Source organism: Cellulomonas sp. URHE0023 (genome assembly GCF_000688475.1).
Classification (GTDB): domain Bacteria; phylum Actinomycetota; class Actinomycetes; order Actinomycetales; family Cellulomonadaceae; genus Cellulomonas.
Genome location: NZ_JIAN01000006.1, coordinates 99857 through 114454, shown reverse-complemented (window position 1 = coordinate 114454; position 14598 = coordinate 99857). Strand labels below are relative to the sequence as shown.

Annotated in this window: 16 protein-coding genes and 1 riboswitch; of the genes, 1 reads left to right on the top strand and 15 read right to left on the bottom strand. The window is 73.0% G+C overall.

Going from position 1 to position 14598, the window contains the following annotated elements; translation table 11 throughout:
- Both N553_RS0109765 and N553_RS22085 read right to left on the bottom strand, forming a co-directional pair.
- The gene (locus N553_RS0109765) at positions 1-975 is read right to left on the bottom strand and encodes a YafY family protein (protein ID WP_028046360.1); all 975 of its coding nucleotides are present in this window, start codon (positions 973-975) and stop codon (positions 1-3) included.
- Positions 968-2005 (bottom strand): YafY family protein, encoded by a 1038-nt coding sequence (locus tag N553_RS22085; protein ID WP_034621704.1) that lies wholly within the window; start codon positions 2003-2005, stop codon positions 968-970. The genes N553_RS0109765 and N553_RS22085 overlap by 8 nt, the downstream gene beginning before the upstream one ends.
- 34 nt (positions 2006-2039) lie before the next feature.
- Between N553_RS22085 and N553_RS0109755 the strand changes: the two genes are divergently transcribed.
- Positions 2040-3173 carry a DUF3866 family protein gene (locus tag N553_RS0109755; protein WP_028046359.1) on the top strand — a complete coding sequence of 378 codons (1134 nt, stop codon included), beginning with the start codon at positions 2040-2042 and terminating at the stop codon, positions 3171-3173.
- Here N553_RS0109755 and N553_RS0109750 read toward each other — a convergent pair.
- The 13 genes from N553_RS0109750 to N553_RS0109690 all read right to left on the bottom strand — a co-directional run bounded on the left by N553_RS0109750 (position 3163) and on the right by N553_RS0109690 (position 14573).
- Entirely contained in the window at positions 3163-3393 is a 231-nt protein-coding gene (locus tag N553_RS0109750) for a hypothetical protein (RefSeq protein WP_028046358.1), read from the bottom strand. The genes N553_RS0109755 and N553_RS0109750 overlap by 11 nt on opposite strands.
- A gap of 1 nt (position 3394) precedes the next feature.
- Positions 3395-3850: a PH domain-containing protein gene (locus tag N553_RS0109745; protein ID WP_051640051.1), complete on the bottom strand. Its 456-nt coding sequence runs from the start codon at positions 3848-3850 to the stop codon at positions 3395-3397.
- A complete protein-coding gene (gene hisG / locus N553_RS0109740) occupies positions 3838-4686 on the bottom strand; it encodes an ATP phosphoribosyltransferase (protein WP_028046356.1) in 849 nt (282 codons plus the stop codon). The genes N553_RS0109745 and hisG overlap by 13 nt, the downstream gene beginning before the upstream one ends.
- Positions 4687-4702: 16 nt before the next feature.
- Positions 4703-4966, bottom strand: coding sequence for a phosphoribosyl-ATP diphosphatase (locus N553_RS0109735; RefSeq protein ID WP_028046355.1), 264 nt, complete (start codon positions 4964-4966; stop codon positions 4703-4705).
- Complete coding sequence (gene ribH, locus N553_RS0109730) at positions 4963-5457, bottom strand: 6,7-dimethyl-8-ribityllumazine synthase (RefSeq protein ID WP_028046354.1); 495 nt, start codon at positions 5455-5457, stop codon at positions 4963-4965. The genes N553_RS0109735 and ribH overlap by 4 nt, the downstream gene beginning before the upstream one ends.
- On the bottom strand, positions 5454-6809 hold the full coding sequence (locus N553_RS0109725) for a bifunctional 3,4-dihydroxy-2-butanone-4-phosphate synthase/GTP cyclohydrolase II (RefSeq protein ID WP_028046353.1): 1356 nt from the start codon (positions 6807-6809) through the stop codon (positions 5454-5456). The genes ribH and N553_RS0109725 overlap by 4 nt, the downstream gene beginning before the upstream one ends.
- Positions 6806-7429 (bottom strand): riboflavin synthase, encoded by a 624-nt coding sequence (locus tag N553_RS0109720; protein WP_028046352.1) that lies wholly within the window; start codon positions 7427-7429, stop codon positions 6806-6808. Before N553_RS0109720 ends, N553_RS0109725 begins: the two co-directional genes overlap by 4 nt.
- Complete coding sequence (gene ribD, locus N553_RS22080; RefSeq protein ID WP_034621985.1) at positions 7429-8496, bottom strand: bifunctional diaminohydroxyphosphoribosylaminopyrimidine deaminase/5-amino-6-(5-phosphoribosylamino)uracil reductase RibD; 1068 nt, start codon at positions 8494-8496, stop codon at positions 7429-7431. The genes N553_RS0109720 and ribD overlap by 1 nt, the downstream gene beginning before the upstream one ends.
- Positions 8497-8571: 75 nt before the next feature.
- A riboswitch (FMN riboswitch) is annotated at positions 8572-8704 on the bottom strand.
- Positions 8705-8788: 84 nt separating this feature from the next.
- Complete coding sequence (rpe, locus tag N553_RS0109710; protein WP_028046351.1) at positions 8789-9451, bottom strand: ribulose-phosphate 3-epimerase; 663 nt, start codon at positions 9449-9451, stop codon at positions 8789-8791.
- Positions 9452-9471: 20 nt separating this feature from the next.
- Positions 9472-10968 carry an RsmB/NOP family class I SAM-dependent RNA methyltransferase gene (locus tag N553_RS0109705; RefSeq protein WP_034621695.1) on the bottom strand — a complete coding sequence of 499 codons (1497 nt, stop codon included), beginning with the start codon at positions 10966-10968 and terminating at the stop codon, positions 9472-9474.
- Complete coding sequence (locus tag N553_RS0109700; protein WP_028046349.1) at positions 10965-11903, bottom strand: methionyl-tRNA formyltransferase; 939 nt, start codon at positions 11901-11903, stop codon at positions 10965-10967. The genes N553_RS0109705 and N553_RS0109700 overlap by 4 nt, the downstream gene beginning before the upstream one ends.
- Positions 11904-11913: 10 nt before the next feature.
- On the bottom strand, positions 11914-12528 hold the full coding sequence (locus N553_RS0109695; protein WP_028046348.1) for an HAD family phosphatase: 615 nt from the start codon (positions 12526-12528) through the stop codon (positions 11914-11916).
- Positions 12525-14573 carry a primosomal protein N' gene (locus N553_RS0109690; protein ID WP_051640143.1) on the bottom strand — a complete coding sequence of 683 codons (2049 nt, stop codon included), beginning with the start codon at positions 14571-14573 and terminating at the stop codon, positions 12525-12527. Before N553_RS0109690 ends, N553_RS0109695 begins: the two co-directional genes overlap by 4 nt.
- Positions 14574-14598 lie beyond the last annotated feature (25 nt).

The window sequence follows — 14598 nt, the reverse complement described above, 5'->3', positions numbered from 1 at the left end:
TCAGGCCTCCGACCCGGCGAGCGCGCCGTAGGCCCGAAGTGCGGCTCGAGCGGACGCCGCAACCTCCTCGGCCACCCGACGCGGCCTCACGTCGAGGACGTCGTCGGCGACCTGCAGCACGACGTGACGGAGCCACGACTCCTGCACGATCCGCAGGTCGACCTCGAACGAGCCGTCGTCGTGGTTGCGGACGACCTCCACGGGCGCCGTCTCGGCGACCCATCGTGCGCGGCTCGTCAGGTGCAGGGTGACCAGCTCCCCCTCCGGCCCGGGCGCGAACAGGTGCGCCTGGTCGCTCACGGGGTGCACGAGGCTCGGTTCGTCCAGGACGCGCGCGGCGAGCACACGGTCGATGCGGAACAGGCGCTCGCCGTCGACCAGCAGGCACCACGCGAGCAGGTAGGTCCGCTCGTCGTCGGTGGCCAGGCGGATGGGGTCGACGTCGCGTTCCGTGGTGATGTCCGCCGCGTTCACGTAGCGAAGGTGCAGGCGTCGTCCCTCCTGCAGCGCTGTCGCCACCGCGGAGGCGACCTCGGGTGCGGCGTCCACGGACAGCCGGACGTCCACCGCAGCGGCGGCATCGCCCGTCGCCGCAGTCAGCTTCCCGAGCGCGGACCGCAGGACGGCCGCCCGCTCGGGGTCCATCGCCGAACCCAGCGCCGAGTCCAGCGCTCGAAGTGCGGCCACCAGCGCAACGGCCTCCCGAGCACCCAGACGCAACGGTCGCGTCATCCCGCGCGACTCCGTCAAGCGGACGACACCTTGCTCGTAGGACGCCGCATCGAAGTCGATCAGGTCGTGCGGGTAGTAGCCGGGGGTCCCCGTGACCCAGAGCGTGTCGATGTCCGACATCACCTGGTGGGTGGTGACGCCGAACTGGTCCGCGATCTCCTCGACCGACACGCCTTCGTGACGGTCGAGGTAGGTGATCATGCCGAGCATCCGCAGGAGCCGGTCACTGGCGCGCTCAGCCATCGACGGTGACCTCCGTGTCGCTGGTCCGGTCGAGGGTCGCGGCCGTGCGCAGCAGGTGCAGCACATGGTCGCGCAAGTTCGCCGGTGCGAGCACGACGACGGCCGCACCGTAGCCCACGAGCTCCTCGGCGAGCTCCCACTCGGCGCGGTACGGCACGTGGACCAGCTCCCTGTTGGTGAGGAGCGGGGCCGTCGCCGGGTCCGCGGTCCAGTCCGGGGCGTCGACGGGGGCAGGCACCGCGCGGACGCGTGCAGCGCTGGCACGCTCCGGCAGGATCGCGAGTGTCGCAATCGTCTCCGGTCCGCCTCCCCAGGCACGCAGAGCCTCCGCCATGGCGTCGGGTGACGGCGCCGCGAACGAGCCGGGCTCGCCCGCGGGGCGCACGGAGCCCTCGATGCGGGTCAGCCGGTACGACCGGCTCGCACCGCGCTCCCGGTCCAGCCCGACGAGCACCCAGCCGCCGCGGCGGGCCAGCAGCTTCCACGGCTCCACGACCCGGTCGCGCACCTCGCCGGTCGTCGCGGCGCGGTACCTGAACCGGACCGGCTGGCGTGCCTGGACCGCGTCGACCAGCGGGCTGAACGCGCCGCCCCCCGCCCGGACGCGGGGCGCGAGACCCGCGACGAGGTCCGTCGACTCGACGCCCTCGCCGACGGCCCTGAGCTTGGTGAGCGCGCGGGACGTGTCCGCGCGGACGGCCTGGTCCTGCCACACCTGGGCCGCCATGGCCAGCACACCCAGCTCGGCGGCCGTCAGGTCGAGCGGGGGCAGCGCGTAGGCGTCGAGGTCCACCCGGTAGCCGATGTCGTCGCCGTGGCCCGCGTCCGTGATGGTCAGGATCGGGATGCCGAGGTCACGCAGCGTGTCCTTGTCGCGCTCGAACATCCGCTCGAAGGCGTCGTCGGACGGTGCCTCCTGGTAACCGGCGACGCTTGTGCGCACCTGCTCCTTCGTCATCCGGCCCGCGGTGTTGACCAGGGCGATGACGAGGTTGAGCAGGCGCTCGGCAGGGGCGATCTGAGCGGCCATCGAGGACAACCGTAGTGGCCGGTAGCGTGGGCGCGTGATCACGTGGCGTGCGGGAACCGTGGTGTCGCTCGGATCAACGTGGTCGGGCGCCGCCGAGATGACCGTCGAGCTGGAGTCGCCCGTGGGCGCGATCCCCGCAGGTGGGACCGTGCGAGCGCTCGCCTACCCGGCGCTCGTCGGCTCTCCCGTGATCGGCGACCGGGTCCTGCTGAACGTCTCGGCGCTCGCCCGCGGGCTCGGCACGGGTGGGTACGCGCTCGTCGTCGCACGCCCCGACAACCTTCCCGCAGATCCCTCGGACGGTCCCGGTCACCTGGTCAAGGCCCGGTACACGCCGCTGCAGGCGATGGTGCTGGGCGTCGACGACCAGGAGTCGCCGCACCACGAGGTCCTGCGTGACGCGGACGACCTCGACGGTCTGCCGGTCGTCGTCGCGGACCTGCACTCCGCCCTCCCCGCGATCGTGGCCGGTGCTCGGTTCGCTGCCGCGCGTGCCGGCGCGGCACCGCCCCGGGTCGCCTATGTCATGACGGACGGCGGCGCCCTCGCGGCTTGGTTCTCCCGCGCGGTCGCGGGCCTGCGCGATGCCGGCTGGATCGACGCGTGCATCACCACCGGGCAGGCGTTCGGCGGTGACCTCGAGGCGGTCACGGTGCACACCGGGCTGCTCGCGGCACGACACGTCGTCGGCGCCGACGTCGTGGTGGTCGCACAAGGACCCGGGAACCTCGGCACCGGCACGCGCTGGGGATTCTCGGGCGTCGCCGCGGGCGAGGCCGTGAACGCCGCGGCGGCACTCGGTGGCCGTCCGGTCGCCTCGTTGCGGGTCTCAGGTGCCGACGAACGCGAGCGGCACCTTGGCGTCTCGCACCACTCGCTCACCGCCTATGGCCGCGTCGCGCTCGCGGCCGCCGACGTCGTCGTGCCCGTCTTCGACCCGGGTCCGCTCGACGGGCTCGGCCACCGGATCGACCACCAGGCCGCGGCGCTGTCGTCTCGGCACCGCCTGGTGCGCGTCCCCGTCGGGGCAGACCTGTTCAGCGCGTTGGGGGGCTCACCGGTCCGCCTCTCGACGATGGGCCGAGGGCTCGACGCGGACCCCGCCGCATTCCTGACCGCCGCCGCGGCGGGTGTGCATGCTGTCCGCCTGGACGACCTCACTCCATGAAGCCGGTCACGGGGTCCACCTGCGCGAGGAAGCTGCGGATCTGGTCGACGAGCTCCTGGTCGCCGAGCCGGCGAGCCGCGTACCCGACGCCCTCGCCATGGGTTCGGCCCGAGACGGAGAATCCGTAGCCCGGGTTGGGGCCCGTGAGCCACGAGGCGTCGTACGTGCCGCACCCGCGTTCGGTCACCGAGAACCGCTCGCCGTCGACCTCGATCTCCACGTCAGTCGTCCCGCGGCGTCTCGGTGTGCTGCGCGACCAGCGTCGCCAGGCGCCGGGCCTCCGCCTGCGCGTACTGGCCGTCTGCGCGCTGAATGCCCATGACGGCCAGCGTGTCGCCGTCAGACAGGTCGAGCTGGACCCACGGTCGTCCGGAGCCGAAGCGCACCGAGACGATCTCCGCCCACTCGAGCCGCCGCGTGTAGACGAGGTTGCGGACGGTGACGCCGTTGTCATCCACGCGCGCACGGACCGTTCCCTGCCGCCAGCAGAACGCCGCGATCATCAAGGCGACGAGCGCGAAGCCGACCCGGTCACCCGTGTTCAAGCCAGGCATGAAGGCGATCAGCAGCCCCGCCAGCGTGAGGACCACGACCGCCAGGGTGAGCGTCACCACCCGCGCGGCGCGTGGGCGGAACGTCCGGTACGACGCCACGTCGGTTCCGCTCAGAGCCGGCACGCGTGGATCGAGGTGACCAGGATGGCGCGGGCGCCGATGTCGTACAGCGAGTCCATCACCCGGTTGGTCTGGTCGCGGCGCACCATCGCCCGGACGGCCGCCCAGTCCCGGTTGTGCAAGGGGGACACGGTCGGCGACTCGAGCCCGGGTGTGATCGCGACTGCGGCGTCGACGAGATCCAGAGGCACGTCGTAGTCCATGAGCACGTACTCGCGCGCGGTGAGGACGCCCTGGATGCGCCGGGTCAGCACGTCGAGGCCCGCAGGTTCGTCCACGTCGGACCTGCGCACCAGGACGGCCTCGGACCGCAGGATCGGCTCGGCGAAGATCTCCAGGCCCGCGGCGCGCAGCGTCGTGCCGGTCTCCACCACATCGGCGATCACGTCGGCGACACCGAGCTTGATCGCCGACTCGACCGCACCGTCGAGACGCACCACACCGGCCGGCTCTATGCCGAGGGAGCGCAGGTACGAGCGGACCAGCACGGGGTAGCTCGTCGCGACCCGGCGGCCCCCGACCTGCTCGACGGCGGTCCACTCCCCCGCCGCACCGGCGAACCGGAACGTCGAGCGGGCGAAGCCGAGCGGCAGGTGCTCGACCGCCGCGGACTCCGAGTCCAGCATGAGGTCGCGTCCGGTGATCCCGACGTCGACCGTGCCCGCTCCGACGTAGACCGCGATGTCGCGCGGGCGCAGGAAGAAGAACTCCACGTCGTTGTCCGGGTCGGGCAGGACGAGCTCACGCGAGTCACGGCGCTGCTTGTAGCCGGCCTCCTTGAGCATCTCGACGGCAGGCTCCGACAGGGATCCCTTGTTCGGGACGGCAATCCTCAGCACAGCGGGTCCTCGGGTCTCAGAGGTGCGCGTACACGTCGTCGAGCGTCAGTCCGCGCGCGATCATGAGCACCTGTAGGTGGTAGAGCAGCTGGGAGATCTCCTCGGCCGTCCGCTCGTCCGACTCGAACTCGGCGGCCATCCAGACCTCGGCGGCTTCCTCGACGACCTTCTTGCCGATGCCGTGGACACCCGAGTCGATCTCGGCGACGGTACGTGAGCCGGCGGGACGGCTGGTCGCCTTCTCCGTCAGCTCGGCGAACAGTGCGTCGAAGGTCTTCACGCGCGCACTCTAGACGTCCCAGGGCGCAGCCCGCGCAGCGCGACCACGGTGGCGACCGCGGCCTCAGCAGCCTCGGCGCCCTTGTCCTCGTGCGAGCCGGGCAAGCCTGCCCGGTCCAGCGCCTGGGCATCGTCGTCACACGTCAGGACACCGAACCCCACCGGGACCCCGGTGCGGATGGCGACGTCCGTGAGCCCGAGCGTCGCCCCCTGGCACACGTACTCGAAGTGCGGCGTTCCGCCGCGGATGACGACGCCGAGGGCGACCACCGCGTCGGCACCGTTCTCCGCAGCGACCTGGGCGGCCACAGGAAGCTCGAAGGTGCCCGGCACACGGACGATCGTCACGTCGGACACATGAGCGGCCGTCAAGGCGCGCTCCGCACCGGCGAGCAGGCCGTCCATCACGACGGTGTGCCAGCTCGCGGCCACGACGACGACCCTCAGGCCGGTCCCGTCGACGGTCAGGGTGGGTGCTCCGGCACCGCTCATACCAGGTCCTCCAGGTTCTCGAATGCGTGGTCCTCGTGGTCCGCCCCGGGCGTCGCCGGCGTCGCACGGACGGGTGCCACGGCGATGGGCTCGCGCTCCGTGCCCACGGGCAGGTGAAGCAGGTGGCCCATCGACGTGGCCTTGGTGCGCAGGTACGCCTCGTTCTGAGGCGTGCGCCCGACCTCGAGGCTGTGGATCTCGGCGACGTCGATGCCGTGCGCGCGCAGGCCGGCGACCTTGGCGGGGTTGTTGGTCAGGAGGCTTATCCGGCTGACTCCCAGATCCGTCAGGATCGCAGCGGCCGCGCCGTACTCGCGCCGGTCCGCGGGCCAGCCCAGGTCGAGGTTCGCCTCGACGGTGTCCCGGCCCTCGTCCTGCAGCGCGTAGGCGGCCACCTTGGCCAGCAGGCCGATGCCGCGACCCTCGTGCCCGCGCAGGTAGACGACCGCACCGCCCTGTGCGGAGGCGAGCTCGAGCGCCGCGTCGAGCTGCGGGCCGCAGTCGCAGCGGGCAGACCCGAACGCGTCCCCGGTCAGGCACTCGGAGTGGACCCGGACCACCGGCTGCTCGGCCAGGCCACCCGTGGGGACGAGTGCGACGTGCTCGGCACCGGTCCGGAGGTCGCGGTAGCCGTGGATGCGGAACTCCCCGTGCTTCGTGGGCAGGTACGCGGTGTGCGTGGCGTGCACCCGCTCGCGCGGCGATGCGGCGACGGCGACCTCGTTGGTCACGTCGTCACCGTGGCTGGTCCGCCACGCGACGATGTCCTCGATGGTCAGGAGCACGAGACCCTCGGCCTCGGCCAGCGCGGAGGAGTCGTCGAGCCGGGTCATCGTCCCGTCGTCGTTGACCAGCTCCGCGATCGCGCCGACGGGTTCCAGACCGGCGAGCCGGCACAGGTCGACGGCAGCCTCGGTGTGTCCCGCGCGGTGCAGCACACCACCGGGGACGGCGCGCAGGGGAAGCACGTGCCCCGGGCGGATGAGGTCCTCGCGGCCCGACGCCGGGTCGGCGAGCACCCGCAGCGTGCGTGCTCGGTCAGCGGCCGAGATACCGGTGCTCACGCCCGTGGCCGCGTCGACGGTGACCGTGTACGCGGTCCGTCGAGGGTCCTGGCTGTGCGGGACCATCAGCGGCAGGTCGAGGGCGTCCGCACGCGATGCCGTCATCGGTGCGCACAGGTACCCCGACGAGTGCCGGATGGTCCACGCGACCCATTCGGGCGTCGCGGACTGTGCTGCCAGGATGACGTCGGCCTCGTTCTCGCGGTCGGGCGAGTCGGCGACGAGCACCGGACGGCCTTGGCGCAGCGCCTCGAGCGCCTCCTCGACGGTGCCGAGACGGATGCTCATCGCAGCACCCCCGCCGACGACAGCAACCGCTCGGTGTACTTGGCCAGGACGTCGACCTCGATGTTCACCCGTGCGCCGGGTGCCAGGGTGCCGAGGGTCGTCGCCTCCAGCGTCGTGGGGATGAGTGAGACACCGAACGACTCGTCGGTGACGTGCGTGACGGTCAGCGAGATGCCGGAGACGGCGATCGAGCCCTTCTCGGCGATGTACCGGGTGAGCTCGGGCGCGAGGCCGATCTCGATGTCGTCCCAGCGGGGTCCGGGCGTGCGGCTCAGGATGGTCCCGACGCCGTCGACGTGTCCCTGGACGACGTGCCCGCCGTACCGGCCGCCGACGGCCAGCGCGCGCTCGAGGTTCACCGGGCTGGACACGCCGAGGTCCTCCAGCGCGCTTCGGCGCAGCGTCTCGGGCATGACGTCGGCCCAGAACGTGCCGTCACCCGGCAGCTCGGTCACCGTGAGACAGACGCCGGACACGCTGATGGAGTCTCCGAGGCGGGCGTCCGAGACGACGAGCGCGCCGCGCACGCGCAGGCGGGCGTCCTGGGGTCCCTGCTCGAGAGACCCGCTGCTGGTGATCTCGACAACAGTGCCGATCTCCTCGACGATTCCGGTGAACATCAGTGCTCCTTGCTGCTGGTGCTGGTCGGTTCTGGGGTGGCGACGATCAGGACGTCCGGGCCGAGCGGAAGCACGGACCGCGTGGTCAGCCGGACGGCGTCACCGATGGTCGCGATACCGAGGTCGGCCAGTGCGGGCGGTCCGGCTCCCAGCAGGACCGGTGCGACGTAGGCATGCACCTCGTCGACGAGCCCGGCCCGGACGAACGCCGCGGCCAGCGTCGGGCCGCCCTCGACGAGCACATGCCGCACCTCGCGCTCCGCGAGCACCGCGAGCACCGCGGCAGGATCGTGGGACTGCACGGTGAGCAGCTCGCCGCCCGGCCCGTGGAGTCGTGCCCCCGGCGGGACCCGACGGTGGCCGACGACCACCCTCAAGGGCTGCTGCCCGTGCAGCTCGTCCGCGGCGTTGCGCGCGGTGAGCGAGGGGTCGTCGGCGAGGACCGTTCCCGTCCCGACGACGATCGCACCCACCTCGGCCCGCAGGTCGTGCGCGTGGCGTCGTGAGACCTCGGACGTGATCCACCGGCTGGATCCGTCGGCCGCGGCGACCCGGCCGTCGAGCGAGGTGGCCAGCTTGAGCGTCACGAACGGTCGACCACGCTCGACGGACGGCAGCCACGCACCGAGCAGCTCGCGGCCCTCGTCTGCGAGCACGCCGGTCTGGACGTCGACGCCCGCATCCCGGAGCCGCTGTGCTCCACCTGCGGCCACAGGGTTCGGGTCGGCCACCGAGACGACGACGCGTCCGATGCCGGCGGCGATCAGCGCCTCCGAGCACGGACCGGTGCGGCCGGTGTGGTTGCACGGCTCGAGCGTCACGACCGCGGTGGCGCCGGCGGTGTCGCTCCCGCGCGCCGCGGCGTCCACGAGGGCGGCGACCTCGGCGTGCGGGGTTCCCGCACCACGGTGCCACCCCTCGCCGAGGACCTCACCTTCAGGACTCAGCAGAACCGCGCCGACGCGCGGGTTGGGGCCGTTCGACGGGCCGCGGCGAGCGATCGCCAACGCGTGCCGGAGCGCAGACAGCTCGGCGGGAGCGACGCGCTCGACCTCCGTGCGGGACATGCTCACCTCCGGGCGCGTCGGCTCCGGGGTGAGGGCGGCAGGAAGAGTCCCGCTACCACGGCGCACAGGCGCCGCCACGTGATCCTCCCATCCGGACTTTCACCGTCGGTCCTGGAGTTCCACCAGGTCAACCGCCCGGTCCTTGCGGACCGGTCGGGTCGCGGACTGTCACCGCCGGCTCGGAATTACACCGACCCCGGAGCACGTGTATGTGTGTTCGTACTGCGCCAACGATCATGCCACACGAGACATTCCCGTCCGAAATCCGGACACGCAGGGTCGGGATTTCGGTTCAAGCCGCAAGCGTTTCCGCGAGCTGGCGGAGCGCCGCGATCTCGCCCGCGACGTCGGCTGCCCCGTAGACCGCCGAGCCGGCGACGAAGACGTTCGCGCCCGCCTGCGCGATGCGCCCGATCGTGTCACGGGCGACCCCGCCGTCCACCTGGAGCCACGTCGAGGAACCCGACTCCTGGATCGCCTGACGGGCCCGCCGGATCTTCGGCAGCATCCCCTCGATGAACGACTGACCACCGAACCCCGGCTCGACGGTCATGACGAGCACCATGTCGAACTCGGGAAGCAGGTCCAGGAGCGGCTCGACCGGCGACGCCGGCCGCAGTGCGATGCCCGCGCGAACACCGTTCGACCGCAGCTCGCGGGCCAGCCGCACGGGGGCCTGCGTGGCCTCGGCGTGGAAGGTCACGGACGCCGCACCGGCAGCCGCGTACTCCGGGGCCCAGCGGTCGGCGTCCTCGATCATGAGGTGCACGTCCAGCGGAACCGGCGACACCTCCGCGATCCGGCGCACGATCGGCAGGCCGAGCGTCAGGTTCGGGACGAAGTGGTTGTCCATGACATCGACGTGCACGTAGTCGGCGGCGGCGATCGCTGCCAGGTCGCGCTCGAGGTTGACGAAGTCCGCGGACAGGATGCTCGGGTTGATCAGCGCAGGCACGTGAGCAGCCTAGTCAGGGCCTACGTCCTGCGCCGCAGAAGGGTCAGGTGCATGGCATCGGTACCGTGCACGTGCGGCCAGAGCTGGACGTCCAGCCGACCCTCGGGCAGGTCGACCTCGCCGCCCGCGACCTGACGGACCACCGCCTGGGCGTCGATCTGCTCGACGGACAGTCCGTCTCGACCGGCCGCCCGCAACGCGTCCTTGACGACGAGCTGGGTCTCGACGAGGTGCGGTGAGCACGTCACGTAGGCGACGACGCCGCCAGGACGAACCGCACGCAGTGCCGAGACGAGGAGCTCACGCTGCAGGGCGCTCAGCGCGGCCAGGTCGGACGGGCTGCGCCGCCACCGGGCCTCGGGGCGCCGACGCAGGGCGCCGAGTCCTGTGCACGGCGCATCGACCATGACCCGGTCGAACGAGTCGGGCTCCTGGGTTCCGAGAGCGCGGCCGTCGCCGGTCCGCACGTCCTCGACCGCGTCGGCGGGTACGGCGCGCAGCGCCTGCTCGACCAGCTGCGTGCGGTGCGGCTGCAGCTCGTTGGCGACGATGCAAGCACCGCGCTCCCCCGCCACCGCCGCCAGCAGCGCCGCCTTGCCACCCGGACCGGCGCACAGGTCGAGCCACCGGTCATCGCGACCCTCGACCGGTACCGCGGTGAGCGCGAGCGCGACCAGCTGGCTGCCCTCGTCCTGCACACCGGAGCGCCCGTCGCGCACGCTCGGCAGGCCGGCGGGGTCGCCGCCGGCGAGCACGACGGCGGTCGGTGCGAGCGCGCCGCGGGTGGACCCCGGAGAGTCCGACAGGACCTCGTCCGCCGCCGCGAGGCCGGGCCGAGCCACGACCGTCACGTGCGGCGCGACGTTGTCCGAGACGAGCAGCTCCTCGATCTCGTCCGCCGACCTGCCGTGACCGACGAGCGCCTCACGCAGCGCGCGCACGACCCACACCGGATGGCTCTGGAGCACAGCAAGGGCACCGAGCTCGTCGGTGCCGTCCGTGATCCGCCCCTCCCAGACCTCGAGCGGCTCGCGGCCGATCGCCCGCAGGACCGCGTTGACGAACTGGGACGCGCCGGTGCCCAGCTGTTCGCGCGCCAGGCCCACCGTCTCGGACACCGCCGCATGGGCGGGCACGCGCATCCCGAGCAGCTGGTGCGCGCCCAGGCGCAGCACGTCGAGAACCGGGGGGTCGATCTTGTCGGTCGGCCGTGAGGCGGCCAACCCGATGATGGCGTCGTACCTGCCCTGCAGGCGCAGGGTGCCGTAGGCGAGCTCCGTGGCGAAGGCGGCATCGCGGGCGTCGATCCGGCGCTCGCGCAGCAGTGGCGGCAGGACCAGGTTCGCGTACGAGTCGGTGCCGGCGACGGCACGCAGGACGTCGTAGGCGGCGGTTCGTGCCGCGTCGCTGCCCTTGCGTCGCTGCGACGGCGCTGACGTCGAGCGCTGGGTCCGGCCCTGCGCGCGTGCGGAGCCGCGTTGCCGCCCGGTGGCGTCCCGGCGGTCGTCGGCGGTCACGCTGCGCCCCCGAGGACGACTGCTGTGCCGAGCCGTGCTCCGCGAGCCCAGTCGGCCGCAGCCATGGGTCGCTTGCCCTGCGGCGTCACCTCGCCGAGCCTGACCGCGTGGCCGCCGGTGCCGACCAGCACGTCCCGCTTTCCGACGCGAACCTCACCGGGCGTCAGGTCCGTGACGTCGGGTGCGCCGAGCACCGGTCCCAGGCCGAGGCGAGTGCCGTCCGGCAACGTGGTCCACGCACCGGGTGCGGGCGTGCAGCCGCGGATGCGGCGGTCGACGGCGTGCGGCGGCTGAGACCAGCGCACGCGGGCGTCCTCCGTCTCGAGCTTCGGGGCGTGGCTGACGCCGTCGGTTCCCTGGGCGACGGGGCTGAGGATCCCGTCCTCGATGGCGTCGAGCGTCTGGACGAGGAGTCCGGCACCGGCGACGGCGAGCCGGTCGAGCAGGTCTCCCGCCGTGTCGCGCGGACGGATCGTCTCGGTCAGGAACCCGTAGACCGGCCCGGTGTCCAGGCCTGCTTCGAGCCGGAACGTCGAAGCGCCCGTCACGTCGTCGCCCGAGATGAGCGCGTGCTGGACGGGCGCCGCACCCCGCCAGGCCGGCAGCACCGAGAAGTGCAGGTTGACCCAGCCGTGCACCGGGACGTCCAGCAGCGCCGGCGGGATCAGGGCGCCGTACGCGACGACCGGAGCGGCGTCGACGGCCAGCTCGGCGAGCCTGGACTGGAACGCCTCGTCGCGCGGCTTGTCGGGCGTGAGCACCTCGAGGCCCGCCTCGAGTGCGCGCGCCTTCACTGCGCTGACCCCGGAGGTGCGTCCACGGCCCGACCGGGCGTCCGGGCGGGTGAGCACCGCGACGACCTCATGACGGGATCCCAGGAGAGCCTCGAGCGACGGCACCGCGGCCGCGGGGGTTCCGGCGAAGAGCAGTCGCATGGCCCCGATCTTAGGTGCGCGGCAGCGCGACCCCGCGCGAGACGAGCTCGCGACGCAGGTCCTGCGCCGAGGTGAACGTCACTGTCTGCAGGCCCAGGCGGGCAGCAGCCTCGATGTTCGTGGGCGAGTCGTCGGTGAAGAGCGTGGTCTCGGGCGTCAGGTCGAACCGGTCGACCAGCATCCGGAAGATCCGCTCGTCCGGCTTGGCGAGCCCGACGGAACCCGAGACGAGCACGTCCTCGAGCAGCCCGACGGCCGGAGCTGCAGGCTCCGCGAGGTGGAACGTCTCGGAGGACCAGTTGGTCAGGCCCAGCGCGCGCACACCGGCGTCCAGCAGGTCCCGCACGAGCCTCTCCGACCCGGGCACAGGGCCGGGCAGGGCGTCGGCGAAGTGGTGCACGTACAGGTCGAGGGCCGCCACGTGCTGCGGGAAGCGCGCGAGCACCTCGGCGCGCGCCTGGGCCCACGGCCGTCCTGCGTCCTGGTGGTGGTTGAACGAGGGGAAGTCGATGTCCTCGAAGAACGCCTCGACGTCCTCGCGGTCCATCCGGCCGACGAACGGCCCGTACGGGTCCCAGCGGACCAGGACCTGCCCCAGGTCGAAGACCACCGCGTCGAGCGTCATCCGAGGTCCGCCGGGTCGAGCTGGACACGCACCGTGCCACCCTCACGACGCGCGCTCCGGACCGCCAGGGACGCGGCGAGGGATCGTGCCAGAGCGGCGCCCTGAGCACGCGGGACGCGTGCGAGAGCACGGACCTCGGGCTCGAGCGACTGCTCCCGCGCCTCGACCGGCACCGGGCCGAGCACCTCCAGCTGTGGCACGTCGAGGCGGGCGACGAGCGCGTCCACCGCATCCCGTGGGCCGGTGACCGACGCGATCCGGACCGTGGGAGGAAGCGCCAGCTCGGTCCGCTCGGCGAGCTCTCGCGATGCGTACCCGGCCGGGTCCCAGCGCACGAACGCCTGCGTCGCGCGTTCCTCGGCGTCACCGACGAGCAGCACGACTCCCCCGTCGGGCGCGGACCGGACGAGCGACGCGGCCGTGAACCACCGGCGCAGTGCGTCCTCCCCGGTCCGCAGCGCGGCGCCCGCGGTGCTCACCGACGCGTCCAGCAGCAGGGCGGCCGCATAACCGCCGGGTGCGACCGGCTCGGCACCCGGCGTCGAGACGACGACGGACGGCTCGTCCTTGACGCTCGCCAGTACTCCGCCCGCAGCACGCGCACCGGAGACGCGCACCGGCACACCAGGAAACGCCCGACCGAGCTCCTCAGCGGTCCGTTCCGACCCGACCCGAACCGACCGGAGCGCAGCTGCTCCGCACTCGGTGCATCGCCAGTCCGTGGCCAGCCGGCCGCACCAGCCGCAGGTGGGCACCGAGGTCGCAGACGTCAGGCCAAGGGGTCCGTGACACTCACCGCAACGCGCCGAGGCCCGGCAGCGCCCGCACGCGACCGCGGGGAGGTAGCCCGCGCGAGGCACCTGGACCAGCACCGGTCCGTCCGCCAGCTTGTCGCGGACGGTCCGCCACGCGGGTGCGGGCAGCCGGGCGGCCGCCGCGGGACCTTCGCGGGCCAGCTCGACCGAGGTCAGGGCCTGCACCCGCGGCGCGCGGTGGCGGGTGGTCGCCCGGTCTGCCGCCACCTCGCGCGCCCAGCCGCTCTCCACGAGCGCCTGCGCCTCGACGCTGCGCCCGTGCCCGGCGACCAGGAGAGCGCACGACTCGAGCTCCGAACGCAGTGCCAGCACCTCACGGACGTGCGGGTACGGCGCCCGAGGCTCCGCGTGCAGCGGGTCTCCGTCGTCCCAGACGACCGCGAGTCCCAGGTCCCGCACCGGCGCGAACGCTGACGCACGCGTCCCGACGACCACGTCGGCGTGACCTCTCAGGGCTGCCAGGAACGAGCGGTACCGCAGCGCCGGACCGTCGTCGGCTGCGAGCCGGACCGCACCGCCCCCGCCGCCAGGAACCCACAGCGGGATCCCGACGTCGGCCAACGAGCGCAGCACGCGGTCGATGTCCCGCGCGTCCGGGACGACGACGAGCGCTCCGCGGCCACCCAGCACGCATGCGGCGACCGCCTGGGCTATCGCGTCCGGCCACCGGTCGGAGGCTGGCCCGGGCAGTGCAGACCAGACGGCTCGCGGTGCGCCGCGAGCCGTCAGGTGCGACAGGAACGCGGGGCCGCCCCGGTAGGGCGCCCACGCCGTCGCGGACGAGGTCGGTCCGGCGGGTCGCTCGGCGATGGCGGGGACCTCCGCCTCGACGCGGGCGTGGCGGGCGGGAACGGCGAGCCGCACGACGTCCGCGAGCGTCCCCGCCCAGCGATCCGCCACCGCCCGGGCGAGCCGCGCGATCTCGGCCGAGAGCACAGGCTCGGCGGACACGACCTTGCGCAGGGGCGTGAGCGCGCCGTCGTGGTCGGCTTCCTCGACCCGCTCCAGCACGTACCCGTTGACGTCCTGACCGCCGAACCGCACCTTCACCCGCGTTCCGGGGACGGCCGTGTCCGCCATCGTGGCCGGGACGAGGTACTCGAACGTCCGGTCGAGGTGCGCGGGAGGGAGGTCGACGCACACGCGTGCGACGGGCAGCGTCTCGGCTACCGGCGCTCCGATGGTCGTGGGTCGGGACCGACGACGCGGGCGGGGCAGCCCGTCGAGCATGAGCTGCTCACCATCCGTCGTCACG